The sequence below is a fragment of the Mesorhizobium caraganae genome (assembly GCF_016836705.1).
GTDB lineage: Bacteria > Pseudomonadota > Alphaproteobacteria > Rhizobiales > Rhizobiaceae > Mesorhizobium > Mesorhizobium caraganae.
Genome location: NZ_JAFCGY010000012.1, coordinates 31,690 through 58,585, shown reverse-complemented (window position 1 = coordinate 58,585; position 26,896 = coordinate 31,690). Strand labels below are relative to the sequence as shown.

Here is a 26,896-nt window from a genome sequence, read left to right as displayed (position 1 = left end):
GCCTTGTCATCTTGAACGTGCGAGACAGGAGGGTCGATGCGCGCGGCTACAACGTATCTGCGAGCCGGTTGGCCACCACGCGGTCCAGGAGTTCGGCAAAGCGGTTATTATCCTGAGCCATCTTCCAGAAATTCACGAAACGGCAGACGAGCTGAACATTGCCGATCGAATAGTGGCCGTAGCTGTCAATCCGGTCTGGAGAAACAAGCATATCGCTATCGCAATCGTCCTGCCCATGCAGATGCATCGTAAGGCCGGTGATGGCGCATTTCCCCTTCTGCTCCTCGTAGAGGTTGGCAAGATGAGCCTTCATCTCGGCCTCGGAACAATGGAGTTCCTTGTTCTTCAAGGTTTTGAAGACCTTCTGGCCATTCGAATTCGCAACCGCGCCCGTGATCGAGAGCATGAGGTTTGCGAGAGTGAGCTCATGCAGCGACACGCTCGATCCGAGGGTCTTCCCTTTGTGCACGCCGAGGCGTTCTTCCCACTTTGGGCGCGAATGCCACGGAGTGAGGTCACCTCCGTCGATGAGCGCCTGCACATAGCCTTTCATATCCGCATTGGCGACGCTGAACATGGCTGCCATTGAGGAGATATAGTCCTTCGCGACGGGATGGATCGTCTTCCATGACAACGGCTTCTCTTTCTTGTCATGGCGGGACCACTTGGTGACAGGCTTCGCGAGCATAACGCTGTCGGGATCGGAGTGATCAAAAACCGGATCGGCACTCGTCGTCTGGGCCCAATAGAGACTATCGCTGTTCTTGTCTCTGTGGAGCCAGAGATCGCCTTCGCTGCGCGTCAGGTCGTTACCTCGATTGAACCAGAGCGTCGCCCGACCTTTGACGTCGGCCTCTGAGTCGTCTTTGGCGGCGTCAGCTTTCGTAACCTCCAGATAGCTATCGTAGTCTTCTGCGCGCCATGGATCAAAATAGGTCTTGCCAAATTCGAGGGCTACGAGGCTCTCGCTGAGGCACCGAGACCAAAGGCTGTTTTCGTTCCCCGTCATGATGACATAGATTTTGCCTGCCAAATCGCTCCCCCAAATATACCCAGTCTTCATGCCTTTTACCGACGGCGTACTGAGGCTCGGTTAAGCCGACCAATCAATCCAGACATCTCATGCTAATGTATCTGTTGCTCTTCAAGTCCGCCGTCGTGGGGATCTGCGACAGAACTCAGCCAATCAGTGAGATCACGGCAGCCGGTATCGAGCCTTGGCATTCGCCAGAAAAAACCGAGAGGAGGCCGGCAGATCGTCGATAGCGGCGGCAAGCCCATATGCGTCGACCGTCGCTAGACGCTGATGGCATGCACAGTCCCTCCGATCAGGCCGCCATCGGCTGGGCTGTCGGCCCGACACCGATCACCGCACCTATGGTCATCAGCACGATCAGACCGCGCTCGGCTCCGGTCATGTCGAGATAGGCCCGAACCTGCGCGCGGTAGTGGTCGAGTGTCTGGGGATCGGGCGCCACGTCGCTCTTCCAATCGACGACGACGGCGGGACGGCCTTCAGACGTCAGAGTTAGGGCATCCGCGATTCCGGCCGTTGCCGTTTCCATCCTATCGTCCGCATGCGCGGCATAGACGGGAAACTCGGCCAGGAGATCCGGCCGCAAGACCGCGATTTGGGGCAGGGCAAGGGTCTGGACGACACAGCCCGCCAGTTCCTCGGCAGACAGTCCCGTCGCCGGGTCGGCGACCGGAAACCGGCCGAGGGCGCGGATGAGTATGGTGGCTCGGTCTGCAAGGGCTGCCTTTGCCTCATTGGTTTCCCTGGTCAGCACCTCTTCTATGAGCTTGTGCAGGATCAGTCCGCGTTCGCGGCTTCCTTGAACCAGAACAGCGGCTTCCAGTTCGGCTGGCTGGTCATCAGCCGATCCGGTCCAGATCCTGGCCTCTTCTTCCTGCAGCACGGCTCCGGCGGTGTTCTCATCCCGGCTGGGCGCAAGCCAGGTCAGCCGCGCCTGCCGCGCGGCAATGGCTTCGGCTTCCGTGGCGAAGATTGCGCGAGTTTGGGTATTGGCCGCTCCGTTGGCTGCCGTCGCGACGTCGGCGGGCAGATGCGAGAGGTCCAGGCCGGGGAGTTCGGCCAGCGAAAGATCGACGAGACCGATCCAAGCGGACTTCGACGGCGTTGTGTCGAGCCGGGGCAGGATGAGAAGTTCGCGGGCGCGCGTGGCGGCCACGTACCAGAGGCGGACGCGCTCCCGATCCAGCTCGTCTTTCTCAGCCTGGCGCGCGGCTTCGTAGCCGTCCGGCGCGACGCCCAGGACCGGGCAATAGAAGGTGTCCGTCTGACGGTCGATGACCGCACTGTCGGGCGCCATGACGCCCGTCATGGTGTTGACCGGGATGACGATTGGCCACTCGAGGCCTTTGGCCGCGTGCATGGTGAAGAGCGCGACGGCTTCTTCCTGCGCATCTGGCCGACCCTCCACTGCGCGCGCCTCGTCGGTCCAGGCTGCGGTCATCGCCTCGGCGAAGGCGCGAAGACCGCGAATGGAGTAGCTGGTCGACAGGCTCAAATAGAGATCAACATTGGCGAGCGCGCGTTCGGCCTGGCCGCGATGACGCGCGAGAAGGAGCGGCCGAACGCGCATCATGTCCACGGCCTGCGAGAGCAATTCGTGCGGCGTCGTGCTGTTGCTGCGGCGGTAGAGCGTCTGCAGCTTTTCGATGGTCTCTCGTGCAAGCGGATGAACGATGGCGGCTGGATCGACGCCGAGGTCGAGACGGGGAATTCGGTCGGGCTGTTCTTCGGAACGCGGCAGCGCCCAGACAATGTCCAGGAGTTCCTCTTCGGTGAGGCCGACTAGCGGGCCGCGCAGCAGCGCGCCAAGCGCCAGCGTGTCGCGCCGGTCGGCGAGAACGCGGGTCAGCGCGATCAGGTCCTGGATTTCCTGGCGGCGGAAGAGACCCTTGCCGGCTTGTGTCGCCACCGGAATGCCGAGGCGTTCGAGCGCCTCCTCATAGCGCCACAGCTCTGCGCCGGTCGGGGCCAGCAAAGCGATATCGCCGGGCTGGCAAGGACGTTCCGTCCCGCTGCGCCGGTCGACAATGGGATGGGTATCAATCAGGCGCACGCACAGATCGGCGATGGCATCGGCCTCGGCATCGCGCTGCCGCTCGGCGCTGGCCTTGCCGTTTTCGTCCGCCACGGCCACGTCGATGGCCGCCACGCACAGGTCGCCGCGATCGTCGTGAAAAGGGTCGAGAGCGGTAAAACCGGGCTGGCCATCGGCCGAGAGCACCGCCTCGAAGCGCTCGTTGACGAAGGTGAGGATCGAGGCGCAGGAACGGAAATTGGTGGAGATCGACAGAAGGCTGTCGGGGTCCTGCGTGCGAAAGGCATCGCGAGCCTGCACATAGGCGCCGACGTCGGCGCCGCGGAAGCGATAGATCGCTTGCTTGGGGTCGCCGACCAGAAACAGAGCGCCCGGCCGGATCCGGAACCGTGTCCAGTCGTCAACGTCGTCGACCGGATCGCCGCACAGCCGCCAGAAGATCTCGGTTTGCACGGGATCGGTGTCCTGGAACTCATCGACGAGGACACGCGCGAAGCGCTGTCCCAGCGCGCGCCGGACATCGTTATGGTCGCGCAGCAGGTCGCGCGCCGCGAAGATCAGGTCATCGAAGTCGAGCTGGGCACTCGCCCGCTTGTAATTGCGATAGCGCTGCAGGATCGGACGCGCGTCGTCGATCAGCGCCTCCAGAACCTGGCTGGCAGCGGACTGGAGAAGCACATCCCACTCCGCGCAGCAGGCGGTGTATTGGACCTCGGCTGCATCGTTCAGCCGATCGCCGTCGGCCTTGGAGAGGCCAGCGCGCTTCGCCGCTTCGGTCCATTTGCCCTTCTTGCGATAGGAGAGGAAGGCGCCTGCCTTGGTGCAAAGATCCGGGTGCGGACGCAAGGTCAGAAGCTGGACCAGGCCGGAGGGCGTTGCGGGATCGGGACCGGCCGCCAGCGCGGTCGCCATCTCGGCCAGCCGCTGGACGATCGCGACCGTTTCCGGCTCGGTCGCCGCTGCCCCGCGCATGAAGGCCGCGAAATCCGCCGTCGCCTGCCGAAAGTCTGTCAGATGACCGTCAAGCGGCGAGACGGGTGGCGCTGCGAGGGTGCGGCAGCGGCGCAGATTCTCAGCGATCTTGTGGACGAGCGCCACGGTTTCACCGGGGCTGTGCAGGACCATTTCGGCTAGGATGCCGTCCTGATCGCCGGACAAACGCTCGCGCAGCCAGCCATCGACGATCTCAAGGAAGGTGAGATCGGCCTGGTTGCGATCCATGACGCCGGCGCCAGGATCGATGTCGGCTTCGGCCGGATAGGGCTTTATCAGACGCTGGCAGAAGCCGTGAATGGTCGAGCAGGTGATTTCGTCGATCACGGCGGTCGCGGCGGCGAGATTGTCGCGCTGCGCCTGCGACAAGCCACCGGGCAGCGCCACGCGCAGCTCGGTCGAGATGTTGCCGACCGCAAGATCGGCAACAATTTCGCGCACGCGCGAAAGCAGCTCACTGGCTGCTAGCTCTGTAAAGGTGACGGCGGCGATGGCGCGCGGGGGGACGCCCTCCGCGAGCATGACGGCGATGCGTCCGGCCATGACGGCAGTTTTGCCGGAGCCTGCGCCAGCTTCGACCAGGATCGAGCGATCATGGAGACTGATCGCGTCGCGTCGCGCATCGTCATCCTTGAGGGCCCTAGACACGCTGCTCATTATTCCGCCTCCCAGATTTGAGTGACTTGACCGAGCCGTTCGGTCGCGGCCGGCATTTTGCGTTTGCAATAGGTGGCGCTGGCATTCGCCGGCAGGGCAAAGGCGAGATCGTCATAGTCGCCGCCGGTGTCGGGGCCTGGCAGCGCGGCACCGCCGGCGAAGCTGCTCCTCGCCGCGCACAGATAGTCAGTGATCTCAGCGAGGACCGCGTCCGGATCTTCGAGCTGGAGGTTGATTGGCTCACGCGGGTAGAGCAGCGAGGCGCTGATCGCGACCTCATCGCCCAGCAGCGCCTTCACCGCGAAGGCATAGAGGCAGCGCTGAAGCTCGCGGCCGCCGTTCAGCCGGATGTCGCCTCGCGGAGGACGGCCGGTCTTGTAGTCGCGGACCAGCGCGCGCTTGCCGTCGCCTGCGATGTCAAGCCTGTCAATATAGCCGGCGATATTGAAACCCGTGTCGGGAATCGTGACCGGCACATTGGGATCCCACGGCGTCTGCGCGTCCGACTTGGGCTCGGCCCCGCCGAACGGCACCTCGCCATAGGAGCGAGCACCCGGCAGAAGCACATCGCCATAGGCAAGAGCCCGCTCCGCCGTCAGCCGGGCATCACCCAGGGTGCGCTCCCAGATGACGGCGGGCGGGACCGCACGTTCGCTTTCCCAATCGGCGGCGACAAGCACCGCGGCCCGGTCAACCGTCGCCGTGATCGCCGCGGCGTCGGCGAACACCAATCCACCGGCGTTCTCCAGATGACGTAAGGCGCGATCGAGAACCATGTGAACCAGATCGCCGACGCCGAGCGCGTCGAGCACGAGCGGTTCGATGGTGCTTTCTGGCACGCGCCAGCCGAAGGCATAGACCCAGGCAAAGCTCAGCGGGTTGCGCAGCAGACGCCGGAGTGAGCTGGCCGATTGGGTGCGGGCCAGGATTGCGAGAATGAGCGGATGATCGGGCCGGATGAGGCCGTCATGCGGCGTGATCTCGGTGCGCCGCCAGTCACGCCAGCAGCCTTGCGCGCTGAGCGCCTGCCGGTCGGCGCTAAACTCCTGCGGCCTGGCCATGAGGCGGTCGGTTTCGCTAAAGGCATGGATCGGAACGGCGTTGCGACGGAGATAGATTTCCCGACCGTGCGCAGCGAGGAGGGGGCTGCGTCCCAGCAGCCGTCCGTCGCTGTCGCGACGGGCGCGCGAGAGGACGACTTCGCCGGTCGTCGTTGCCAGGATCGTCTCGAAGTCTCGGCGATCGGCCAGGCTCACTGGGAGCGGGTCGAGCTCGGCAGTGGGGATGATATGGTCCGGGATCAGCCGGTCCTCGGAAATTCCGCGCGGCCAGTGCGAAGAGTTGAGGCCGATCAGCCGCACAAAGCGCCGCGGCGAGGCTGCTAGCGCGCTCGCAGGCATCCAGCCGACGGACACGCACGACTCCAGCCCGTCATCCTGCTTCAGGGTTTCGAGGGTGGTGTCGATCGAGGCCGCCGGCCCGGCGAGGAGGCCCTTGCGCCAGATGGCGAGCGCGCGGCCCTTAAGAAAGGCCTCACCGATCTCCGGTGCTGCGTCGGCCCCCTTGGTGAGCAGGTCGATGGCCGCGCGTAAGGTCGGGGTGTGATCCGCGTCGTCCGGCCATTCTTCTGGCCTCAGCCGGGCGAGCAGGCGGTTCCAGGCGCTGGGTGTCGACAGGGGGGCATCAGTCGGCAGGACGCGCAACCAGCCTTCGGGCAGGGCCGCGAAAGGGCCTTTGTCCCGGCAAAGCGCCGTCAGGCGACGCAAGCGCGACTGCGACAGGCCGCGAACGACGATGTCCGCCAACGCTGCGGCCGCCTGCCCCTCGCGGGTGGTCACGGTTCGGACGCCATGGACGAAGTGCAGGTCGATATTGGCGTCGGCGCGCAGGGCCAGGAAATGATCGTCATAGTCGGCGGGAGACGCGGTCGCGATGGCGATCTGCGAGGGCGACACGCCCGAGGCGAGCAGGCTCCGCGCCCAGCGCATCGCCTCGATGGCCTCGTGATAAGCCGTCGCCGCGCTCACAGCGCTGATTTCCGCCGTTTGCGCCGGCGCGCGCGAGACGGTAACGCCCGTGCCTTCCAGCCACGAGGGAACGCTCCTCGGGCCGGCCGTCCACTGCACCGGGATCTGCGCGGTGAGGGCTCGGAGCAACGGTCTCCAGCAGGGCGAGAGTTCGGTGAGGCCGACGATTTCCATCGCACCGATGGTAGCCGGCGCATGGCCGACGCGGCCGGTCGCCGCGGCGACGATGTCGACGGGGCGTATCATGCCGGCCGGAAGTTGGTCGAGGACGGCAGCTTCCAGGCGTGCGATGGCCTCGAGGCGCGGATGATCGACCGCTCGCGCTGCGAGGTCTATGCCCGCGCGCCACGCCTTGTGCAGGGTGTCCGCAGCTGCGTCGATCATGCCGGGCAGCGATTTGATGCTCTCCAGCTCGCCCATTGGCGTTGCCGGCAGGACCTTCTGGATCGCGGCGCTCAGGCTTTCGTCATCAATCGGCCGGACGAAACCTCCGGCGAGCCGCACCGCCGCTTGCTCGAAGGACATGACCTGCAGGCCATGACGACAGTCGCGCGCCGCCGCCAGGCGGCATTCCCGCACGGCGAGACGGCCGTGAACAACGAGGGTGGATCGGCTCGCGATGGCCATGCTGGTTTCCCTCCTTTCGAGGTTAGCTCTTATTTGGGCGCCGGCTCAGAGAGCCAGTGCTGCCCCGCTTAGCGAGCGCCTCACTGTTGCGGCGGGGCGGTTCTTGGCGGGCTACTTTGTGGGAAGACTGTCGGACTGATTCGTATGGGCCTAAAAAGCAGTAGACAGTAGAATGCCGGGCGGGATGCTTCCGATGGAATGTAGTCCACAGTTTATCGTTACAACCGACCGGCTATGCGGCTCCAGAGACGCCGCCAGAAGCCTGATGTGGCCTTTGGGAGCGCGGGCTGAGCAGGAGGTGCGGCATTTGGCGATTGCCCGTAGAAACGAGCTTTGGCGGCGCGATCACGGCGACGCTCGGCTTCGACTTGCTCATCGCTCCAGGGGCCAGCTTCGACCACCTTGTCGCGGTCGATCACATAGTGTGACCGGCACTTCAGCGTCCAATTGCCGATCGACGGATGAAGCGAGATGGTCTCGCCGTCGAACGTCATCTTCCAATCCGTCGGCGTGAACGGCGTGACAACTTCCTCGCCGCAGCCGCAGCAGCAGCTGTGAGCCGACGTCGCATATTCCATCGACACATACAGCACGCCTGCCCCAAGGCGCTCGGGGATGTGTTCGACGAAACGATGCTCGAGTCGTTTGTGCCGCATCATTCGAGATCCCCATTGATCAGCATGTTGCCGTCGGTGGTGTAAGTGCAGTGATGCTCGCGCTCGAGGTCTCGGTAGAAGCCGCGGATTTTCTTCCACTTCACGACTGCGAGGACAGCATTCAGGGCATTGAGATCCGCAACCTGAATGTTGGACGCATAAATGTCCTCCACGCCGCCACCGACGAATGAAATACGCTGAGGCATATGATCCCGCTTCTGAGGCGTGCTGGCGGTCACCCGTAGGATGCCGCCGAGTGATCCTTCGTCGAGCTCAAGGCCCATGCCGACATCGACGAACGCAGCGCCAATCGTCTCGAGCTTCTCCACGATTAACCGCTTCGCGTCACCGGCATCGAGGGACAGGAACGCGAAGGTGACGCCGTTGAGAAGCTCGAGGTTGGCCGGGCCAAGCGCCACATCATGCGCCACAATGTTGCGATGCATCCGGCTATAGATACCCTTCAGATATTCGACTTTCTTTGGCGCCTCTCGCAGTTCCTCCAGGCTCGGAGCGCCCGGTGCCCGAAACGCGTTGTGGGTCAAGAATTCGTCGCTGTCGAAGAGTCGGATCTCGCGAACCGGCGTCTTGGCGACGAAGTCCAGAATGTAGCCGCCAGTGCCGCCGACGCCAATGATGGCAACCCGCTCGCCGGCCAGCCGCTCAGCCAAGGCGCCGATCCCGACACGGTCGGAGGCGGTCTCGACATAATTGAAGACGCTGTCCTCCTCCGCTTCAGGCTCTCGGATGGTGCGGGCCGTCGTGCCGGGGTTCAGCACCGCGGCCGGACCGGCGATGATGTTGGCGTAGCTGGTCATCTTGTGGTGATAGTCCGTGTAGCCCTCGGCCGGCTTGCTTGAGAAGGCATGCGTCGCCTTCAGGCCATGGCCGAGATCGAAGGCGCCGGTCTGGTGCGCGATGCCCTGGATGGGCGACCCATCGGCCTGACACGGGAAGTCGCCATCCCAGTGGGCGACATGGGTGTCGGGCTTGCGCGTCCGGTCCCCGGCCAGCGTGAGGCTGGAGATCAGGGTGCCGATGCGCAATTGCCGGTGCGCATCGACATAGGGTACCTCGCGCATGACGAGATACCCACCGCGCTGCTGGACGAAGTAGCCCTCGTCCCGCAGCCGCTTGAGGTCCGGATTAAGACTGAACAGTGCGTGTGACATTGAACACGGTCCCCTTCTTCTTGACGTCGACAGAGCCGCCAGCGCCGAGCTCACCGGCGTGCGGCGTCGACGCCGCGTGCCGGTAGGTCATCGAGAAGACGACGTTGGGTTCGTGCTGGCCCGGGAAGGCGAGCTGGACGATCTGTTCGAACGTCACCGTGCGGGCGTTCACCCTGCGCGGCCGCGAATTGACGATGATCTCGAACGTCAGCCGCGCGGTGATGAACCGCTCGATGCCGGGCTCGGCCAGATCGATCAGCTCGCCAGGCTCGATCAAGCGGTCTTCGCCGCCGGGGACCTCAAGGAAAACGCCCTCGCCATCGCCGGGCTTCGCAAGGCCATAGAGCACCGCCCCGCTGATGACGGGCTTGCCCCAGCGCAGCTCGTCGTCGTTGAGCGTCAGCTTGAAGTCGCGATCAGTCAGGAAGGCGACAAAGCGCTCGGCACCGCGCTCGCGCAGGTCGAAGGGTTCGTTCAGCCGCACGTCCTCAAAATCGCCCGAGGGCAGGACCGCGAAGAGGCTGTAGCCGTCCTGAGGGTCCAGAGCGGCGGCTTCGAGCAGCTGGCGGCCGAGCGGCACGGGATCGCTCACCTGGCGGGACAGGAAGTTGAGATCGCCCTGGGCGAGGAGGAAGCGATACCCCCGCGCCGGACGCAGCGACCGCCCTTCGCGCAGGGCGTCGCCGACGTCGTCGTAGTCGAGAAGTTCTTCAGTGTTCATACGATTGGTCCTTAGGTTGGGCCGAGGCGGGGCCACGGCTCTAAGGGTCCAATCGGATCGAGATTCGCCGACCGGTAAGGTCAGGCGAACTTTTTTTGCAGGGGGCCGTCGGGTGTCGGTCCGCAGATGAAGAAGGCCGGGCAGTTCGGGCAGGTGCGCGATGAGACCTCGGCCGGGAACCGTCCAGCGCGCATGTCGCCGAGAAATTTTGAAAGCTTGTCCGTGCGTCCCTTCAACTCGCGGTCTGAGAGGGAGAGCTCGGATGCCTCGCCGTCGGAGAGATGGACGAGCTCCGCAACAGCGCCGGGATAGGCCTGTTTGACCGCCAGGATCAGCGCCGCCGCGCCGACATCCTTGCTCTCGGCCGATCGCATGTGACCCGTGCGGACGCGGCGCACGGCACGGACACCGTCCGGCCGCACCAACACCTCGTCCGGCTCGACGAGGATCTCTTCGCCGCCGAGGTTGATACTGACCGCCACCGGCGCCTCAGCGATCGCTCCTACGCGGCCCGACAGAAAGAAACGCAGCATCGCCAATGCGAGATCGCGGAATTCAGCGCGATAGCCATGCTCCCCGAGTCCCTCGCCGGCAAGCGCAGTATCGGTGCGATCAATGAGTTCCTGCTCGGTCACAGGCACGTCCGACGCGATCACCGCCTCGACTACCGAGCGAACCGCCTCGTGCAAGTGCATAAAGGCCGTAGTGGTTCGGCGCCCACCGACGTGCAGGATATGGGTGTAGAAAAAGCGGCGTGGGCAGGATTCATACAGAGCGACTTGCGGGGCTCCGAAGCGCAACCGCCCTTCGACGACCAATTCGACTCCCCGCGCTTCCGCCGCCACCGGAAGCGGCCGCGCTGGGACAACCGAGCGCCGTGTCAAGGCGCTCCCGAGGCGGTCGAGGAATGGCGAAAGCGGTCGACTGTGACCGTTGCTCTTCTCTGTCGGCGCATAAAGGATCAGTCGATCGCGGGCGCGCGACTGTGCCACGTAGAAGAGGCATTCCTGCTCCTCTGCCTGCCCTGCGCGATATGCCTCGAGCGCGCTGCCTTCGGCGCCCGCAATCATGCCGTCGAGCGCTGGACATGGCGGCGCCGGCGGCGTGCGCGGGATCGTATCGCTGTTGAGCCCCGGCATATGCACACCGCCGAACTCGAGGCCCTTTGCGCCGTGGATGGTCATCAGACGCACGGCGTCGAGATGTTGAGCGGCCGCCGGCAATTGGCGCAGGTCGCGATCGTCACCGAGGCGCACAAGCCTGCGCACACGATCGAGCATGCGCGTGATCGGCAGTCCGCGGCCCGCCGGCTGAACGCGCATGAAGTTGAGAAACTGCCAGATTGCGATGCCGCGCGTGCGATCGGCGAGGTCCTCGGACGCGCCAAAGCGCGCGGCGATGCGCGTGCGATCGAGCAACAGCGTCGCGAGCACGGTCCAGGGCGAGGCTGTCTGGTCGAAGCCGCTGAGCGCGATCGCAAGCTTGGAGAGCGACTGACGGCCGGCGTCGCTTACGCTCGGCATTGCATCGACGTTCTGAAGCCAGCTGCCGGGGAGGTGCTCGGCTGCCCGCAGGTGCTCGAAGATCGCCGCCACGTCAGAAAAGGAAGTTGTGAATTCGGGCCAGCACGCAATACGCAGCAGGCCCATGGCGCGCCGATCGACGAGGACGGAGAGCAAGGCCAGGAGATCCTTGACCTCGGCCCGCTCGAATAGGCTGCCCAGAAACAGGACGGGTACACCGAGCCGTTCGAGGTCCTGCCCGATCGTCGCCAGCTTCTCATTGCCGGTGCACAGGACCGCCTGGTCACGGTAGGCAAAGCCCTCACTGCGAAGCTGCTCGATCGCGTCTGCAAGAGCAACTTGCTGCTGCTCAGCCCGCTGCACGATGCGCAGTTCGGGCTTTTGACCATTGCCGTCGCGATCCGCCTCGAGACCGCTGTCCGCGTCGCCCGCGCGCATCATGTTCCCGAAGCCGGAGAAGCTGGCGACGATCTCCGGCACCGAACGATAGTTGCGCTTCAGCCGACCGCGCTTGCCGCCAGGAAAGTCCTCTTTGCCAAATCGGGTCATGTTGAAGGACGACGCGCCCCGAAACCGATAGATCGACTGCTTGGCATCGCCGACCATCCAGAGATTGCGGCCATTTTTCCGTAGCGCGCTCAGCAAGCGCACACTGCTGCGGTTCACGTCCTGATACTCATCCACCAGGACGTGGTCATATTGCGCCTGTAGCGTTGCGCGGATGGCCGCGTCGGTCTCAAGCAGCTGGACCGGCAGAGTGACGAGATCGCCGAAATCAATACAATGCGCGTTGCGCTTGAGCTGTTCATAGGCGGCGTAGACGCGTGCCACCTCGCCGGCGCGTTCAGCGACCTCGCGCGTATCGGAGTCCCCGGCTTTCGCAAGCATTGCGTCGGCGAGCGTGGCGTAGGTTTCGGCGTCGACTACCTCGTCTTTCGCCCTCGAGACGGCGGCCAACATGTCGGCGATGATCTGGGTCGGATCGTAGAGATTGCGGTAATGAATAAGCCTCAGGCGCGGGAACTCCTCCTCGAGGAGCTCGACCGCCTCGGTCCGATCCATCATCCGCGGGTCTTTCGGCAGGCCCAGTTCTGCATGGAAACGACGGATGATATCGAGACCGAATGCGTGGAACGTGCCGATCCACATCGCGGCAGCAGCCTCGGGCCGCTTGCGGGCGATCCGCTCCGCCATCTCGCCCGCCGCCTTGTTCGAGAAGGTCAGAAGTAAGATGCGCCGCGGATCGACACCCTCTTCCAGAAGGCCTTCGACGCGAGCGATCAACGTCTGCGTCTTGCCCGTCCCAGGACCCGCCTCAAGCAGATAGGGTTCGCCGCGATGTGCCGCCGCCGAGGCTTGCAGCGAATTCAGCGGCCGCTCGACATGCGTCGCAGCTGTCGCGGGAGGCACCGGCGGGAGCAGCAGAGCGTCGAATAGTTGCTGCGCGACGACCTCCAACGGCGCTCCGAGCTTCGCGGCAATAGCGGACGCGGAGAGCCCTTCCTCCAAATGAAGCGCTCGCGCTACGTTGCGGGGTAGCAGCAGCTCGCGCGCAAACAGGTCCATCTGGACCTCACGGCGTTGCCTGCGGCCATAGTCGACAACCCGATCCATTCCGACAGGCGAAGGCTCGGCCGCGCGGCTGGGATCAATCGTGGGCGCAGGCTGGCCCTCAGGATCGTCGCCGAGTTCGACATGACCAATCTCGTGGGCGACGAGGAAGGCTTGCTCGAACGGCGACCCCACGCTCTCGTGAAGGATCAGATCGTCGGCGGCGACGAAGGTCGCACGGCCACCGTTGAGGACGGCGGCCCCAGCGGCTGTTGGTTCGACATCGATCCCCCGTCGCTTGGCCCCGGCGACGGCAAAGTCATAGGGCGACCAGGGATCGGAGCCGGATGCAACAAGGCGAGCGTGAAGCTCGGCGGCGACTTGCCTGGCGAGCTCCACGCTGTCCATATCAATCCGTCTCCGCCAACAACCGGGCGCGCTTCTCGGCGGGGACGCCGGCGTCGATCAGCACTTGCTCGAAGGTGACCTGCTCGCCGACGATCGGCTTGCCGTCGGCCTTATAGCTGCGCGCGGCAGCTGCGTGCGCCGGGATCCAAGACAATTCCAACTGCGCGACTGAGCTGCTCACCGCCTCGGCCAACGTCCCGAGAAATCGTCGCGGGATACTGACGAGCAAAATCCGTCGCTCGCGAAGCGCGGTCACGACCTGCCGAGGCACGTCCAGACGCTGGGCCACAGCACGCCAATTATCGACCGTCAGCGCCGCGAAGGGGTCGGGCGTCGGCGTCGGCATGGCCGCCGCGTATTGCGACCAGGCAGCGTCGATGAGGGCCTGATCGGCGGAGGACAGCGGCGCGTCGTCGTTGTAGACTTCTCGGCTGAGCTCGCGCGAGAGGTCGACGAGCTCCCCGGCATATTCTGGGTAAAGCCGCAGATAGCGTTCCAAGGTCGACTGGCCAGGCTCGCTTTCGACCGCGAACGCGTCGAGAACGGACTCGCGGGATGGACGTTCGCCGGCGGGACTCACCGCTGTTCTCCATCGGCCATGGCGGCCCGTAGAGCGGCGAAGGCCTTGTCACGATAGGTTCGGACTGTCTTTTCGGAGCGGCCTAAGGCCTTGGCAATGGTCATGACGTCTGGCTCCTTGGAGTCGATGGGGAAGCCCTGTCTCAGCATGTGAATGATCCTGCTTTGTTCTGTCGGTAGAGCCGCAATCGCTGCATCGAAGCGCGACCGGTAAGCCGGATCCTCGAAATCAGACGCGGCGAAAGGGTCGTGGGCTCCTGCGGCCGCCTCGACCTCCGGCGACAGCTCACCGCTGTCCTCGTCGTATTCGAGCGGTCGGGAACGGTTCTCGTCGCGCCAGGCCTGCTCTTGCGCGTCGCGCCGCAGGCTCGCGAGCGCGCCCTCGAAGCGCACCTCGAAGTAGTCCAGCTTGTCGACATAGGTGGCGCGATCCGCCGAGATGAGCTCGACAAATCGGCCAAACACCTTGTCGCGCACGGCCCCGCGTGTCAGCGATTCGGTCTTGCCATTAGAGCTTCCCGACTTGAGCAGACTGCGCAGCACCCGTTCGGTCAGGGTCCGATAGAGGCGCTCGAACCAAGTTTCGCCATTGTCTCGGCGGCTTGCGCGGATGAAATAGACGAGACATTCGCTGGGAATGTAGCGCGGATCGGAGCGCTTTGTGATTGCAGCCCTGGCGATCAGCTCGTCGCGCGACACGATCGCCAGTCCGGCGATGAACGCTTCTACCTTCGGGTCGCGCTCGTAGAGTTCGCCGCTGAGTCGTCGTTTGCGCAGCGGTGCTACTATCGCTTCGCCCGCGCGGTGCACATCTGCCTCTTGCCCTTTGCCGATAGCCCCCTCCAGATACTTCATCGCGCCGCCCCGCTTTCGCTCGCGCCGTTCTCGTTCAGATTCTTCTCGAGCAAACTGATGCTGTCGAGCACAGCCTTGAAATTCGGTGGGTCGCCGAAGATCATGCCTTGCATAGCCCTGTAGTCGACGCGCAACTGCTCGATCATCGCATCATGCGGGGCGAGCGCGAACGAGCCGGGCGCAGCGCTCGCGAGATCGAAATCCGGTCGATTGAAGAACATTCGGGCGTGCGCAACGCAGTCCGCGCCGAGCGCCGTATCCGCGATGGCGGCAGCGCCGGCCGACGTCGCGGTGAGCCGATGCAGGTCATAATAGTGACGGGACACGCGTTGGCCGCCCCCACGCAGCTCGCCGCGCTTGTCGAACCAGCGCCGCAATCCGTGGAGGATGACGATCTTATCCCAGAAGGTGCGTTCAGGGTCGACCGTTCGCACGGCCGGCACGGTCAGGTCGAGCGCCGGCAGATCATCGTCGACATAGGGTTTGATGGGAACTTCGCTGTTCGGATCGAGCGCGGATTTCGCGCCAGACTCGATCTTGATCGCCGCTCGCACATAATCCGATCGCGGCGTCGCCGCCGGATACCAGATCAGCAGCGTCTGCCCATCGGGATCGGCATCGTCGGCGTCCACCCGTCCCGCCCCGGTATCGAGGCCGGCGGCCTTGAGCCTTTCTTGTAGGATCAGAGTCAACTCAGCGCGCAGCGGGCCGTTGATGTAGGCTTGGCAGGCGTCCTTGATCGCATCGAGGCGCGCCTTGCGTTTCTTACCGCTCAGAGCGTCAAGCTCCTCGATGGTCGCCGGTTCGCCAATGTCGTCCCGAAACACCGTGACGTCGATATCCTCGGAGAACCGGTTGATCAGACCGAAGCCTTTGGACAAGGAGGTTCCGCCCTTGAAAAGGAGGCGGGGTCCCCCCTCTTTCAGTCCATTGAACAAGGCATCCAGCGTCCAGCAGACCCAGAAGTCCTTTTCGATATTCTGGGATGCCGTGCCGAGGCGCAGCGCCGTCGTATCGAAGGCGCTTAACATCGTGTCCGACCCTGCCGCGAGGACCTCGTCGAAAGCCGCATTCATGTCTTCGCGGTCCGGGTTGCGCCGAGCTTGGCGGTTCGTGTCTTGTCGGCAGAGTGCGGTTTCGGCTTCCGTCGGCCGATGGCTGCGTGATCATCGTCGCCGTCCTTCGTTCGTTGTCGCTGACGATCATGATCAGCATCGGCACCAGCATGATCATCATCACCGACATGCCAACGACCAACGCCAGCGTCGTTTTCGACAAGCGGCTTGAGAAACACCCACATCCAGGTTGGCAGCGCCGTCAGACCCGCAATGATGTCAGCTTTCAGCTGCGGGCCCGCAACTGGATCTTCGAAGAGCTTGGCGAGCTTGCGCTTGACGTGATCACTCTCTCCTTCACGGACCAGGAGATCGCGGAGCCAGTGAAGCGCCTGGACGACGCGCATCGCCGGTCGCCCGGCCCAGAACAACTTGCTGGCCGCGGTCGGACGGAAGGTGATCGTGACGTTACCGAGCTTAATCGCGCGACGGCGGGCGTCTGTGTGCACCACGATTTTTGCCGGGACCGCGTCGGTCAGGCCCAGATCGTTTGCTGCGGTCATGCCATCAACAAGCATCCGGGTTTGGTCGCGTCGACCAACGGCGTCGATGACCGAGCGCGGATCGGGCGGGTTAGTTTTTTGGGTGAGCTTGTTGAAGCCAGGCTGATCGTAGAGTCCTCGATCGATTCGCCTGAGGGTTTGCGCCTTCGTCAACCGCTGCAACGCCTTATCGACGGCGTCCCGCGAGGCGAGATCCATGAAATCACTGGGCGTCCACACCTTGCGCGGCGCGTCTGCACGGATGCGGTCAAGCATGGCTGTCTTCAGATCGGGCGAGTCGCTGCTCATGTCCGAAAATTGTAGAGGTTTTTCGGACGATCAACAAGCAGCCTGTCCGAAACATATATACAAATTTCGGACAGAGCCATCTCATCTCCGCTTATGACCGACTCGGTTGCCAGTCGCTCATCTGCAAAATGTTTCCGCCGAGTTTTGCGAACGCGCGTTGGCGGCAGGAGAAAACGAGAATCTGCTGATCGCGTGATTGACGATGCAAAGCGTCGAACATGCGCTCAATGCGATCGTCATCGGAATAGACCAACGCGTCATCTAGGATGACCGGTGTGGGTCGCCCGTCGCGGGCGAGCAGACGGGCGAAGGCCAGCCGGGTCAGAACCGAAAGCTGTTCTCGCATGCCGCCACTCAACCTCTCGACATCCTCGTCCTGACCATTGCGACGAACGGTCTGCGGCAACAGTGTATTCTCATCGAACACTATGGAGATGTCGTCGAATAACAGTCTGAGCAGCGGCCGCAGCTCGGACATGACCGGCTTGAGATATAGATCGCGTGCCGCCGAGCGCGCAGCGCCCAGCGTTGTGCGCAGCCGGTCGAGAACGGCCTTTTCGATTTCGAAGCGTCCCACTCGCTCTTCAGCGACTTCCAATTTTTCTCTGGCCTCGCGCCAAGCTTCTTCCACCGCGTCGTCGGACCGAGTGCGAATATGGCCATTGAGATCGGCAAGAGTTACACGCAACTGACCTGCCTCCTGCGTGGCGGCATCCTGAACCGAGCGGGCACGGCGCAGAACGGCCTCGGCGCTGGTGAGATCGTGAGCGCCGTCGCGCAGGGGCGCAGCGCGCATTTCAGCCGCTTCGCGCAGAGTTCGTCGTGCGGTGGCCTCGGTGAGCAGCAAGCGCTCCTTTTCCTCACGTGCTGCATCAGGTCCCAATATGACCTCGAGGCTGGTCAGTTCCGCCTGGATGGTCACGTAAGCAGTCTCCGCGGCCATGACAGCCTCGTCGGCATGGCTGCGCAAGGGCAGGGCCTCGCGCACATTGTTGCGTGTTGTCGTCACACGCTGCTGAGCTGCTGCATGATCTTGCCGGATCTGTTGCGAATCGACCTTAAGTTCGAGGTCCCCGGCCGCGAGGGCACTCAGTCGGGCAAGCTCCTCGTGCAATTGCTGTATTCCCTTGGGCGCGAGATCGCCGAGCCGCTGACGCGCCAAGCCCAGTTCGGCGGCCTTGTCGCGCGCTTCAACCAGGCGCTGGCGTGCCGTCATGAGGCTGTCGACACCAAGGGCCGCAAGCAGGCTGTGGCGCTTCGCTTCGGCTTCTTCGATGGTCCGGTTGGCTTGCTGCGGCCGATTTGAGCGCAGGGTCAAGGCTCCGATGCCGGCAATATCTATGCGCACGGTGCCAGCAAAGCTTTGATCTTCTGCATGGGCCAAAGGCTTGGCATTGATGGTCACCAAATCGGCGGCGCCGTCCCGGTATTCCATGCGTAGCGTCGGCAGGGTTCCCAGTTGCGCTGCACGAAGGCCGGCAAGGTCGATTTCGAGCGCTTGGAGTTGCTCGACAGCCTGTTCCGGCACCGCCAGCATAGCTAGCGCTGCCTCTCCGTCTTCGATCTGGGTTCTGGCGACTTCGGCTTGTTTCAACCGGTTGTGTAGGCTGGCCAGTTGTTCGGCTGCGTCGCGCGCCAAGAGGGTCGCATCCAGCCGCGCGAGCAGTTCGCGAGCTTCGCGCTCTTCCTGTTCGGCCACTTGAACTTCGGCCATCGCTTGTTCGTTTTCGGCTATGGCTGAAGCGCGCCGATCGAGAACCTCACTGCGGCGAAGCTGCGCAATCGTCGACTGCTCGCGCAAATCGGCGGCTCGTTTGAGCGCGGTCCGAAAACTATCGAGGGCCTGCTTCGCAGCGTCGTGGTGAATTGCCGCCAGGGCAGCTTCCGCTTCAGCAGCTTTCAGGGCTTCGCTGTGCGATTTGGCGGCCTCGACTGCGGCTTCGGCGGCCGAGATGCCCTCCCGCCGGGTAGCGCCTTCTTCGGGGTTTTCAAGCTCAGAAAGACGCGCTAACGCCATGCGCCGCTTGTCGAGCGCATCGCGCAGACCGGCAACTTCGGCGCTGAGGCGCACTTCTTCTTTCAGCAGTTTGTCGCGCTCATCGAGCGCCGCCGCATAGAGACCGCCGCTCTTGGGACGCAGCGTTGACGTAACCAGGCTATAGAGTTCTTCTTCACATGCGGCGGCGATTTCGGCCATGCGTCGCCCGCCGGTCAGGGCTTCAACTTCCCCCTGAACCGAGGATAGTAGGCTTTCGCGCACGCGTTTTTCGCCATCCTCCTCGCTTTTGCTGCGCTTTTCGATGCCGGTGACCCCTTGGCGAACCCAGAGCAATCCTGCCGGTCCTGCGGTTCCGCCATGGATTAGTTTGCCGATAAACGCTTCGGCCTCGTCCGCTTGAGCCAACAGTCGCCCCCGATCGAGGTCGATAACGCTTGCCAGCTTGCCTCCATAAAACTGCTTGGTAAGCCGATAGCGTCCTTCTGAAGTAGTGATGTCGGCCTCCACCACCGGGTTGCCCCCACTATAAGGCCGTAGCAGTCTCACGCCTTCGGGCGTCCCCGTATGAGGCTGGAAAAAGAGTGCATGGAGTGCTTCGAAGAAGGTTGATTTGCCGAATTCATTGACTGCGCAAAGCACGTTGACGCCGTCGCCTATGTTCTCGATGGCGACACCTTGCCCGGCGAACCGTTTGACGTTGTGGAGCCGAAGGGCTGTAAGTTTCATGATCCTATCGCCTCGCAATAGCTAAACAGCCGAACCAGTGCTTCTCGCGATATGTCGCGTTCAACAGTCGACCGCCTTTCGTCGGTGCTTCCATCCAACAGTGCCTGCGCTGCCTCGCGAAGGGCACCGGAGCGATCGATCCGATCCAAATCGCCGCTTTCGCAGTCGGTCGCGAGCCCGTCCCCTTGCAGCTCCAGATAGGCGTAGTCGGGCGCGACTGCCGCGACCGCCGCTTCGAGGGCGGTTCGTCCGCTTACCCGTACCCGGCCAGACGCGACAATTCGCAGCAAGGTCTGACGCCGCAAGTGTGCCGGTGGTAGCAACGCTTCAAATGCCGCCGCGCTGTCGTCGCCAGACAGCAAATGCAGTGGAGCGGTTTTCCAGGAAAAGCTGGCTGTCTCGACGGCCGCGATCTCCGGCATGGCGCCGGGCCCGGCAATGGAAACGACAAGGGCCTGGCCGGGTATGTCATGTTTGAAACGGTCAGGTTCTGGCGCACCGCTATAGCGGCTGCGCTCATTGATGGCGACGGGGCCGTGCCAGTCGCCCAGCGCCAGGTAATCGAGACCGGCCTTGGCCGCGCGATCTGGCGCAATGATGTCGGACGCTGCGGAATCCTCGGAAAAGGACTGAATGGCGCCATGAGCAAGGCCAAGCCGGATGGCGCCTTGTGGCGTCACGGCGCTGTCCATCCACTCGGTAAGGTCGCGACCGGGCCGGCGGGTCGTACACGGGGCAGGCAGCAGCGCCACGCCTGCGGCAATGGTCGAGACTTCGGGCCGGATCGCCAGCAGGACATTGTCCGGCACAACGCTGCCCGCTGCACTCCACAATTGATCAGCCAACAGGGAATCATGGTTGCCGGGCAGCAATATCCAGCGCAGGGGCGCGCTCTGGCTCATCTCGGCCATGGCCTGCCGCAACATCGCTGGAGTGGGCGTTTCGGTATCGAACGTATCGCCGGCCAGAAGTATCGTGGATGCACCATGGACGCGTGCCCGCTCTGCCAGCCGGCTGATCGCGCCATGGCGCGCTTCACGGAGCCGCCCGCGCAGATCCTCCGGCATGTTGCCGAACCGCTTGCCGATATGAAGATCGGAGCTGTGGATGAATCGAAACATGGAGTCTCCGAGACTATGTCGATGCCAGGTTGCGCCGGGCGCGATCGATGGCTTCATCCAGCCGGGAGCGTGATATCGCCGCAAGTCGCTCGACGCCGAGCAGACGTGCAAGGTCGAGAGCGGGGTCGGACTGTTCCAGAATGTCCTCGTTCGCAACGACGACAGCGGCCAGCTCGGCGATTGGAATGTCGGCAATGGACCGGCGGGCATCGGCATCGAACGGCATGCGATAGTCAAGCAGCTCGACCACCGTCCCTCTCTTCCATAGGAAGCTGCCGCTAGATTCTTCAGTTCTATCGAACTCGCGCAGATGCAGGTCGATCCGCTCCCGAATCTTGTTGCCCGTTCTGAGCCAGCCATGCGCCCGTGCGATGCGCTGCGCAAGGACGTCTTCTCGCAGAGGCCCTTCCTGTTCGATCACCGCGTCGACCATGGACCGCAGCGTGCCTCGGTAGACGAAGTCATAAAACTGATCCGGGCTGGTGGAAAATCCGGTTAGATCAGTCAGGCGATAACGGCCGCCCGTCGGTACGGAATCATGCGTCGAATGCGCGGCCGCAGGCAAAATTGCTGCAGATGCCGATGGGCGCTCTCCCGTCGCGAGGGGAGCGGCGACAAGTTCTGGCTCTGATTTTATCGACGGATGTTCCGGTTCGCCGGCCGATGCTAGGTCTTCGGCTGGCAATGGGTCCATGGGGTCGACCTTATGTCCCATGTCCCAATGGATCGCGGCTTCACTTTCCTGTTGTTCAGCCTGTTTGCGACGGCTTTCCTCGAGCAGCGCGGCCAGGCTGGCATGAAGCCTCTCGGTGCAACCTTCGAGATCAAACCACCAATCGATTGACCATACCCGGACAATGTTCCACCCGAGGCCTCGCAGGACCTGCTCGCGGACCTTGTCTCGATCTCGCGCCGTGGCAGAACTGTGATAGGTCGCGCCGTCGCATTCGACCCCAGCAAGATAGGCGCCGGCGAGATCGGGATGCCGGATCCCTATATCCACTCGAAAGCCAGAAATGCCGACTTGAGGAACGATGGTCCATCCGCGCTTCTCAAGCTCGGCGGCGACGGCCTCCTCGAAAGGCGATTCCAGGGCTCCGACCGATCCGCGTTCCTGCGCCGGCAATGCCACAGCACCGCGTTCGGCAAAATCGAGGAAGCCTTTGAGATGCTGTACGCCGATCGCTTTGGTTCGGTTGGGGTCGATCTGGTCGGCGGCAAAACCTGAAAATACGATCAGGTCCTGCCGCGCACGCGTCACCGCGACATTCAGCCGGCGTTCGCCGCCGTCCCGATTCAGCGCGCCGAAATCCATGCTGCGCTTGCCGGCATTATCTTGCGAAAAGGTGATCGAAAACAGGATTATGTCACGCTCGTCGCCCTGGACATTTTCCAGATTCTTGACGATGGCGGGTTCAATACGCTCGTCGGCAAAGAACCATTCAAGCTCCGGCTCTGTCTGTCGCGCCTTGTCGAAAAAGTCGAGGATGAGCGACTGCTGTTGCGCGTTGAAGGTGATGACCCCCAGCGTGGGTCGCTCCTTTTCCGGTAGGGCCAGCCAACGCCGCATTCTGCTGACCGCCTCGTCGGTTACCGCTTGGGCTTCGATTCGGTTGGTGCGGCTTTTGCCGCGGTCATAGATGCCGTTGCTGACTTTTCGCAGCTGCACTGCCCGATCTTCCACCGTTGGGGAGGGGAAGGTGATGAGCCGATTCTGATAGTAGTGATGGTTGGAAAAGGCGATCAGCGACTCATTACGGCTGCGATAATGCCAGCGCAGGTTACGCACCGGGATGCCGGCCGCCTTGGCTTCGTCGAGAATGCTTTCCAGGTCCTTTTCGTGCTCGACGACTTCCTCGTCCTCCTCGTTGCGGCCAAAGAAATTGGTGGGCGGCAACTGCTTGGGATCGCCTACGATAATGGTCTGACGGGCTCGCGCGATAGCACCGACCGCGTCCCAGGTGGTGATCTGCGAAGCTTCGTCGAAAATCACCACGTCGAACAGCGCTTGGTCAGGAGGTAGGTATTGAGCGATTGAAAGAGGCGACATCAGCATGCAGGGCGCGAGCTTGGCAAAGCTCGTCGGCATCGCGCCAATCATCTCGCGGATTGACCGGCTGGGCCGCTGCAATTCCATCTGATGACGCAACAGGCCCAACTCGGAATTGCGAGGGACGCTTTGCACAGCCGGCAAACCATGAGCGATGGCCCTGATGACGCGAAGGCTTGCTTGAGCGCGGACAAGATCGTCGATTTCCCGGAAATCTTCGATGGCATGCTCGTGCTGGAAGCGCCGGAAATTCCGGAGCACCGGATCGGCATCGAGCGTGGCCGGCAGCCACCAGCGCACATAGGCCAGGCGGAACGCGGATTGAGCCTCGCTTGGCTGCACCAGACCCGCCTCTATGTCGTCGACCAGCGCTCCCAGATTCTGGCTCACGGCCCTGCGACGAATGCCGCACCACGATGTCCAGTCTCGCAAGAGATGGCGGGCATCGAGCAAGTCTCCCATCGTGCTCATCAATTCGGTCAGCGGGTCGTCATGTCCTGCCCACGGCGGCGCGTTTCCAGCAGGGATCGTAAACTGGGCCCTTGCAGCCTCGAATGCCGCAGTGGCCGCAAGGAAGCGGGCTGCCGCTTGCCTCATCGTACTACCTGCTGCACCGCTTCGCAGGCTCGGTGCGGTTGCTTGCAGAAGTGCCCTGAGATCCTCAGTGCCAAGGCCGGGCAGCCGTAGCGTCTGTCGAAGCCTTTCGGCCATCGAGAGTATCTGGCCGATACGGTGGGTGTCCGTATCAAGTCCAGCAAATCCGATCGGCTTGCCGGATAGGATATTGGCTTCGACAGCGGCGCGGCGGTCCTGCATCACGCGCAACAGCGGCAAGTCCTGCTGAGGATCGGCCACCCCCTCTGTGACATAGCCTTGAAGCAGCTTCTGGACTTTGCGTTTTCCCAACTGACTGTTCGGCCAGAACGCAGCGACGGCTCGTTGCCATTGCTGCTCGATGTCGTCTACCGGTATGCGCGCAACAGCTTCCTGGTCATAGTGTGCTGACAGGCCCGAATGAGACGTGCGGTAGCTCCCGATTGCGTCATTGAGAGCCGCCACGGCTTCCCGCAACTGGGCGAAATCTCGATCAAAGGCGATGCTGAGGTCATAACCTGCACTGTCCTGGAGCACCCCTGCCAGTTTTCGCAGCGCTTCGAGCTCGGCTTTTGACGCATCGCCTTTGGCGCGCAGGCCGATGCTCACCAGGAAGGCGTCCAGTGCGGTGGCTAGAACCTCGGATGCACTTCTGAGCGCCTTCGCCGCTTCGAGCAAATTGTCCTGCCAGCCCGACGTCCACTCGGTGACATCTATGAGACGCAAGACCGGTCGCATCTCCACCGACTGAAATGCGAGACCTGTTTCGGCGGCAATATGCTCCAGCGCCAGCCGGTTTGCCTCGTCATGGGAATCGCGCGATGGCCAGGACAATTTAGGAGCGTGGTGCCGCTTGTTCTTGAGAGCGATGCCGAGCGCCAGATAAGGCGTCAGACCATTGACATGGCGCCGATGCAGCGCTTCGACATAGGCGTTGAGTTCGTCGCGGCGGACGCGAAGCCGCTCGTTGACCGCGATCCATTCGGCTCCGTCCACGCGTACGCTGCTTTCCCAGCTGTTCCTGAGCTGGTTGAGAAAGTTGCGCCGGTCCGCCTTGCTGGAATGGAGTTCGAGACAGTGCGCGCCCAGGCCATGTTCGCGAAGGCGACGATAGACGACATCAAGTGCTGCTGTCTTTTCGGCCACAAACAGCACGGTTTTGCCGACTGAAAGACAGTTGGCAATCATGTTGGCAATGGTTTGGCTCTTGCCAGTGCCGGGAGGGCCGATGATGACAAAGTCGCGACCTTCGGCGGCGGCAAGGCTTGCGGCGGTCTGTGAAGAGTCGGCCGGCAACAGCGAAACGATATCGGACGGAGCATAGTGGTGATCAAGGTCACGTTCGTCTCGGAATGATGCGCCATTACCCTCGAACGCTATCTCCGGCGTGTCGATCAGATGGCGCACGACACGGTTTTCGCGCAGCGCATCGGTACGCTCGACCAGATCCTTCCACATGAGAAACTTGGCGAAAGAGAAGGTTGAGAGCGCCGTCTCGTCCACCACCTCCATGCCGGGGACGTCGCGCACTGCCTGGCGCATAAGACCGAGCAGCCGCGGCACATCAACGCCGCTTTCGTCCTCGGGCAGCTCACCGGAAAACTGTGGCAGTTTGAGCTCGAAGTCGCGTTCGAGAAACTGCAACAAGGTTGCGTTGAATCGCGGTTCATCTTCATGGAAGCGCAAGGTAAAACGCGATGTCGCGCTGCGGCGCTCGATTTTGACCGGTACGAGCAGCAATGGTGCGCGATAGCTGCGCTCGTCCTCGGCCTTCTTCTTCCAGCGCAGGAAGCCGACCGCCAGGAAAAGCGTATTCGCGCCGCCCTCGGCAAAGTCGTTGCGCACTTGCCGGTAAAGATCGATCAGCCGGGATTCCAATTGGCGCCCATCGAGCGTCGACGGGAGCTCGTCGCGTAGAAGCGCTTCCGCGGCAAAGCCACGCTGGAGGTCACGTCCGTGCACCTCGCGATAGAGGGCAGCATCCCGCTCGCCCAGTGGATTCTGTTCGGGCAGCGAAATCAGCCGGATCGAAGCGCCTGCCATCAGGCGGTCCTCAAGGTAGCCGACGTCAGTACAAAGAAACGGAATTGTCTTCTTGGAGTCCGGAAAATTGAGCAGGCGGTTCCGCAGTGTCAAATCGAGGAGCTTTTTCTGCCAGCGGTCGATCCGTCCGGCCGCTGTCGTCGGCTTTACCTCGACGATCTCGACCGGCAGGGCTACCACGGCCGGTGCGGCTGGCAACGGCAACGCGATTTCGGTTGCCACCTCTGCATCCACGCTGCGACGCATCGGTTCATGCGAGGCAAGCGGTGTGATGCCGCCACTACGCGAGCGGCGTATATCGATGGCTGCGACAAAGGTGGCTACCTGCGTTTCATCGAGCCGCTGTTCGATTGCGTGTTGGGCAGCCTCCAGTGTCATGGCCGGCCGATGCGTCACGCCTGTCGTCTCAAACACGATCAGTTCGCGCGATGCCAGCGCCTTGCGGACCTCCATGGCATCGGGTTCAATGGCGTTGGCGAGCGTCCTTTGTGTCATCCAGACGCCGACGGCCGCGTGTCCCTGAAACATCAAAACGACGGGATGCAGGCCCGTCGCCTCCAGGGCGGACGCGAATAACAGACTGGTATCGAGACAGGTTGCCAGCTTTTCTGCCGTAATGATTGAGGGACGTCGAATTTTTTGGCCGCGGCTTTCGAAGCTTGCAGGTGGCTCTGCATAATGCAGCGATAGGCTGGCAATGGCCGAATAAATTGCGGCCGCCAACATGAATGCGCGTTGCGGATTGCCACTTTGATAGCCATCGAGGCTGGAAGGATGACCATGCGCTGCGAGCCGCTCCGCTGCGGAACGCAGCAGTCCTGCGATCGCCGGGTCGTTCGGCATGACGAATGCGGGGAGCAATTGCGCCATATCGATGACGCCACCCCATTCGTCGCGGGCAAGCAGGCGCACCGCAACGCGCTGCTCGGCCAGCACTGCGCCTCCTGAGGTTAGGCGCAACATTATCTCCCCGCGCTCAGCCTCGTTGAGACCGGCCAGATAGCCGGCGTCGAGATCGATTTTTCGATCGCTTAAGGGAAGCCGGTCGCCAGCAACGATCCGATCAATTGTCCAGCTCTTGGCGCGCAAAAAAGGGGGGTTCGATGTCAGCTCGAGAGTGCATTTTTCGAAGCCCTGCTGGGTCGGGTTATTGAGAGAGATGGACCGGATCACCGGAATAGCATTTTGGAAGGACGCATATGTAAAGCTGGGGGCGATGTCCGCCAGGACTTCTATTACGGGTATTACGGGCGCGGCTGATATACCGGCGGCATCGCCAGTGTCCGAACTTGTTTCCATGCCCCATCCCCTATTTTCATTTACGATAGAACTTTACGGCCAGAATTTGAAAGTAAATTCTCGGTATGGTCGCCGCTTAGTTCGTCAGCAGCATAAATCTCTGAACTCGAAACGCCTCCGTCAGCTTGGACAGTTGTCGACCTCTGAAGGGATTGGTGATCCTTGCCGCCGGTACAGCACGATATTTGTGATGAGGCAGTTGCTCGAGGAGCTTTCGTGCCAGCCGCGCTTGCTTCCACGTTTCGTTGAGCCGCGCTGATCGCTCGCTTGAGGCCGGACTGCGGCGTTCGTCCGGACAACGAACTGGTGGGTCTTTGG

General features: G+C 62.8%; 14 protein-coding genes. All 14 read right to left on the bottom strand.

Going from position 1 to position 26,896, the window contains the following annotated elements:
• Positions 1–46: 46 nt before the first annotated feature.
• Positions 47–1,033 carry a hypothetical protein gene (locus tag JQK88_RS20215; RefSeq protein WP_203279228.1) on the bottom strand — a complete coding sequence of 329 codons (987 nt, stop codon included), beginning with the start codon at positions 1,031–1,033 and terminating at the stop codon, positions 47–49.
• Positions 1,034–1,328: 295 nt separating this feature from the next.
• Positions 1,329–4,721, bottom strand: a complete 3,393-nt coding sequence (locus tag JQK88_RS20210) for a UvrD-helicase domain-containing protein (protein ID WP_203279227.1) — start codon at positions 4,719–4,721, stop codon at positions 1,329–1,331.
• On the bottom strand, positions 4,721–7,375 hold the full coding sequence (locus tag JQK88_RS20205) for a PD-(D/E)XK nuclease family protein (protein WP_203279226.1): 2,655 nt from the start codon (positions 7,373–7,375) through the stop codon (positions 4,721–4,723). The genes JQK88_RS20210 and JQK88_RS20205 overlap by 1 nt, the downstream gene beginning before the upstream one ends.
• Before the next feature lie 218 nt (positions 7,376–7,593).
• Positions 7,594–8,034, bottom strand: coding sequence for a ubiquitination-like system serine protease family protein (locus JQK88_RS20200; RefSeq protein ID WP_203279225.1), 441 nt, complete (start codon positions 8,032–8,034; stop codon positions 7,594–7,596).
• A complete protein-coding gene (locus tag JQK88_RS20195) occupies positions 8,031–9,203 on the bottom strand; it encodes a ThiF family adenylyltransferase (RefSeq protein WP_203279224.1) in 1,173 nt (390 codons plus the stop codon). Before JQK88_RS20195 ends, JQK88_RS20200 begins: the two co-directional genes overlap by 4 nt.
• On the bottom strand, positions 9,178–9,924 hold the full coding sequence (locus JQK88_RS20190) for a multiubiquitin domain-containing protein (RefSeq protein ID WP_203279223.1): 747 nt from the start codon (positions 9,922–9,924) through the stop codon (positions 9,178–9,180). Before JQK88_RS20190 ends, JQK88_RS20195 begins: the two co-directional genes overlap by 26 nt.
• Before the next feature lie 80 nt (positions 9,925–10,004).
• Positions 10,005–13,406 carry a UvrD-helicase domain-containing protein gene (locus tag JQK88_RS20185; protein WP_203279222.1) on the bottom strand — a complete coding sequence of 1,134 codons (3,402 nt, stop codon included), beginning with the start codon at positions 13,404–13,406 and terminating at the stop codon, positions 10,005–10,007.
• A gap of 1 nt (position 13,407) precedes the next feature.
• Complete coding sequence (locus tag JQK88_RS20180) at positions 13,408–13,986, bottom strand: hypothetical protein (protein WP_203279221.1); 579 nt, start codon at positions 13,984–13,986, stop codon at positions 13,408–13,410.
• The gene (locus tag JQK88_RS20175) at positions 13,983–14,840 is read right to left on the bottom strand and encodes a response regulator transcription factor (RefSeq protein WP_203279220.1); all 858 of its coding nucleotides are present in this window, start codon (positions 14,838–14,840) and stop codon (positions 13,983–13,985) included. Before JQK88_RS20175 ends, JQK88_RS20180 begins: the two co-directional genes overlap by 4 nt.
• Positions 14,837–15,916 carry a nucleotidyl transferase AbiEii/AbiGii toxin family protein gene (locus tag JQK88_RS20170; protein ID WP_203279219.1) on the bottom strand — a complete coding sequence of 360 codons (1,080 nt, stop codon included), beginning with the start codon at positions 15,914–15,916 and terminating at the stop codon, positions 14,837–14,839. Before JQK88_RS20170 ends, JQK88_RS20175 begins: the two co-directional genes overlap by 4 nt.
• The gene (locus JQK88_RS20165; protein ID WP_246749935.1) at positions 15,913–16,713 is read right to left on the bottom strand and encodes a DUF6088 family protein; all 801 of its coding nucleotides are present in this window, start codon (positions 16,711–16,713) and stop codon (positions 15,913–15,915) included. Before JQK88_RS20165 ends, JQK88_RS20170 begins: the two co-directional genes overlap by 4 nt.
• Positions 16,714–16,837: 124 nt before the next feature.
• A complete protein-coding gene (locus tag JQK88_RS20160; protein WP_203279217.1) occupies positions 16,838–19,471 on the bottom strand; it encodes an AAA family ATPase in 2,634 nt (877 codons plus the stop codon).
• Positions 19,468–20,592: a metallophosphoesterase family protein gene (locus tag JQK88_RS20155; protein ID WP_203279216.1), complete on the bottom strand. Its 1,125-nt coding sequence runs from the start codon at positions 20,590–20,592 to the stop codon at positions 19,468–19,470. Before JQK88_RS20155 ends, JQK88_RS20160 begins: the two co-directional genes overlap by 4 nt.
• Positions 20,593–20,605: 13 nt before the next feature.
• Positions 20,606–26,578, bottom strand: a complete 5,973-nt coding sequence (proA, locus tag JQK88_RS20150) for an anti-phage protein ProA (protein ID WP_203279215.1) — start codon at positions 26,576–26,578, stop codon at positions 20,606–20,608.
• Positions 26,579–26,896 lie beyond the last annotated feature (318 nt).

Coding starts and splice junctions, on each gene's coding strand:
- JQK88_RS20200 (WP_203279225.1), bottom strand. CDS start 8,034: ATGATGCGGCACAAACGACTCGAGCATCGTTTCGTCGAACACATCCCC.
- JQK88_RS20155 (WP_203279216.1), bottom strand. CDS start 20,592: ATGTTTCGATTCATCCACAGCTCCGATCTTCATATCGGCAAGCGGTTC.
- JQK88_RS20190 (WP_203279223.1), bottom strand. CDS start 9,924: ATGAACACTGAAGAACTTCTCGACTACGACGACGTCGGCGACGCCCTG.
- JQK88_RS20175 (WP_203279220.1), bottom strand. CDS start 14,840: ATGAAGTATCTGGAGGGGGCTATCGGCAAAGGGCAAGAGGCAGATGTG.
- JQK88_RS20195 (WP_203279224.1), bottom strand. CDS start 9,203: ATGTCACACGCACTGTTCAGTCTTAATCCGGACCTCAAGCGGCTGCGG.
- JQK88_RS20205 (WP_203279226.1), bottom strand. CDS start 7,375: ATGGCCATCGCGAGCCGATCCACCCTCGTTGTTCACGGCCGTCTCGCC.
- JQK88_RS20165 (WP_246749935.1), bottom strand. CDS start 16,713: ATGCTTGACCGCATCCGTGCAGACGCGCCGCGCAAGGTGTGGACGCCC.
- JQK88_RS20160 (WP_203279217.1), bottom strand. CDS start 19,471: ATGAAACTTACAGCCCTTCGGCTCCACAACGTCAAACGGTTCGCCGGG.
- JQK88_RS20185 (WP_203279222.1), bottom strand. CDS start 13,406: ATGGACAGCGTGGAGCTCGCCAGGCAAGTCGCCGCCGAGCTTCACGCT.
- proA (WP_203279215.1), bottom strand. CDS start 26,578: ATGGAAACAAGTTCGGACACTGGCGATGCCGCCGGTATATCAGCCGCG.
- JQK88_RS20170 (WP_203279219.1), bottom strand. CDS start 15,916: ATGAATGCGGCTTTCGACGAGGTCCTCGCGGCAGGGTCGGACACGATG.
- JQK88_RS20210 (WP_203279227.1), bottom strand. CDS start 4,721: ATGAGCAGCGTGTCTAGGGCCCTCAAGGATGACGATGCGCGACGCGAC.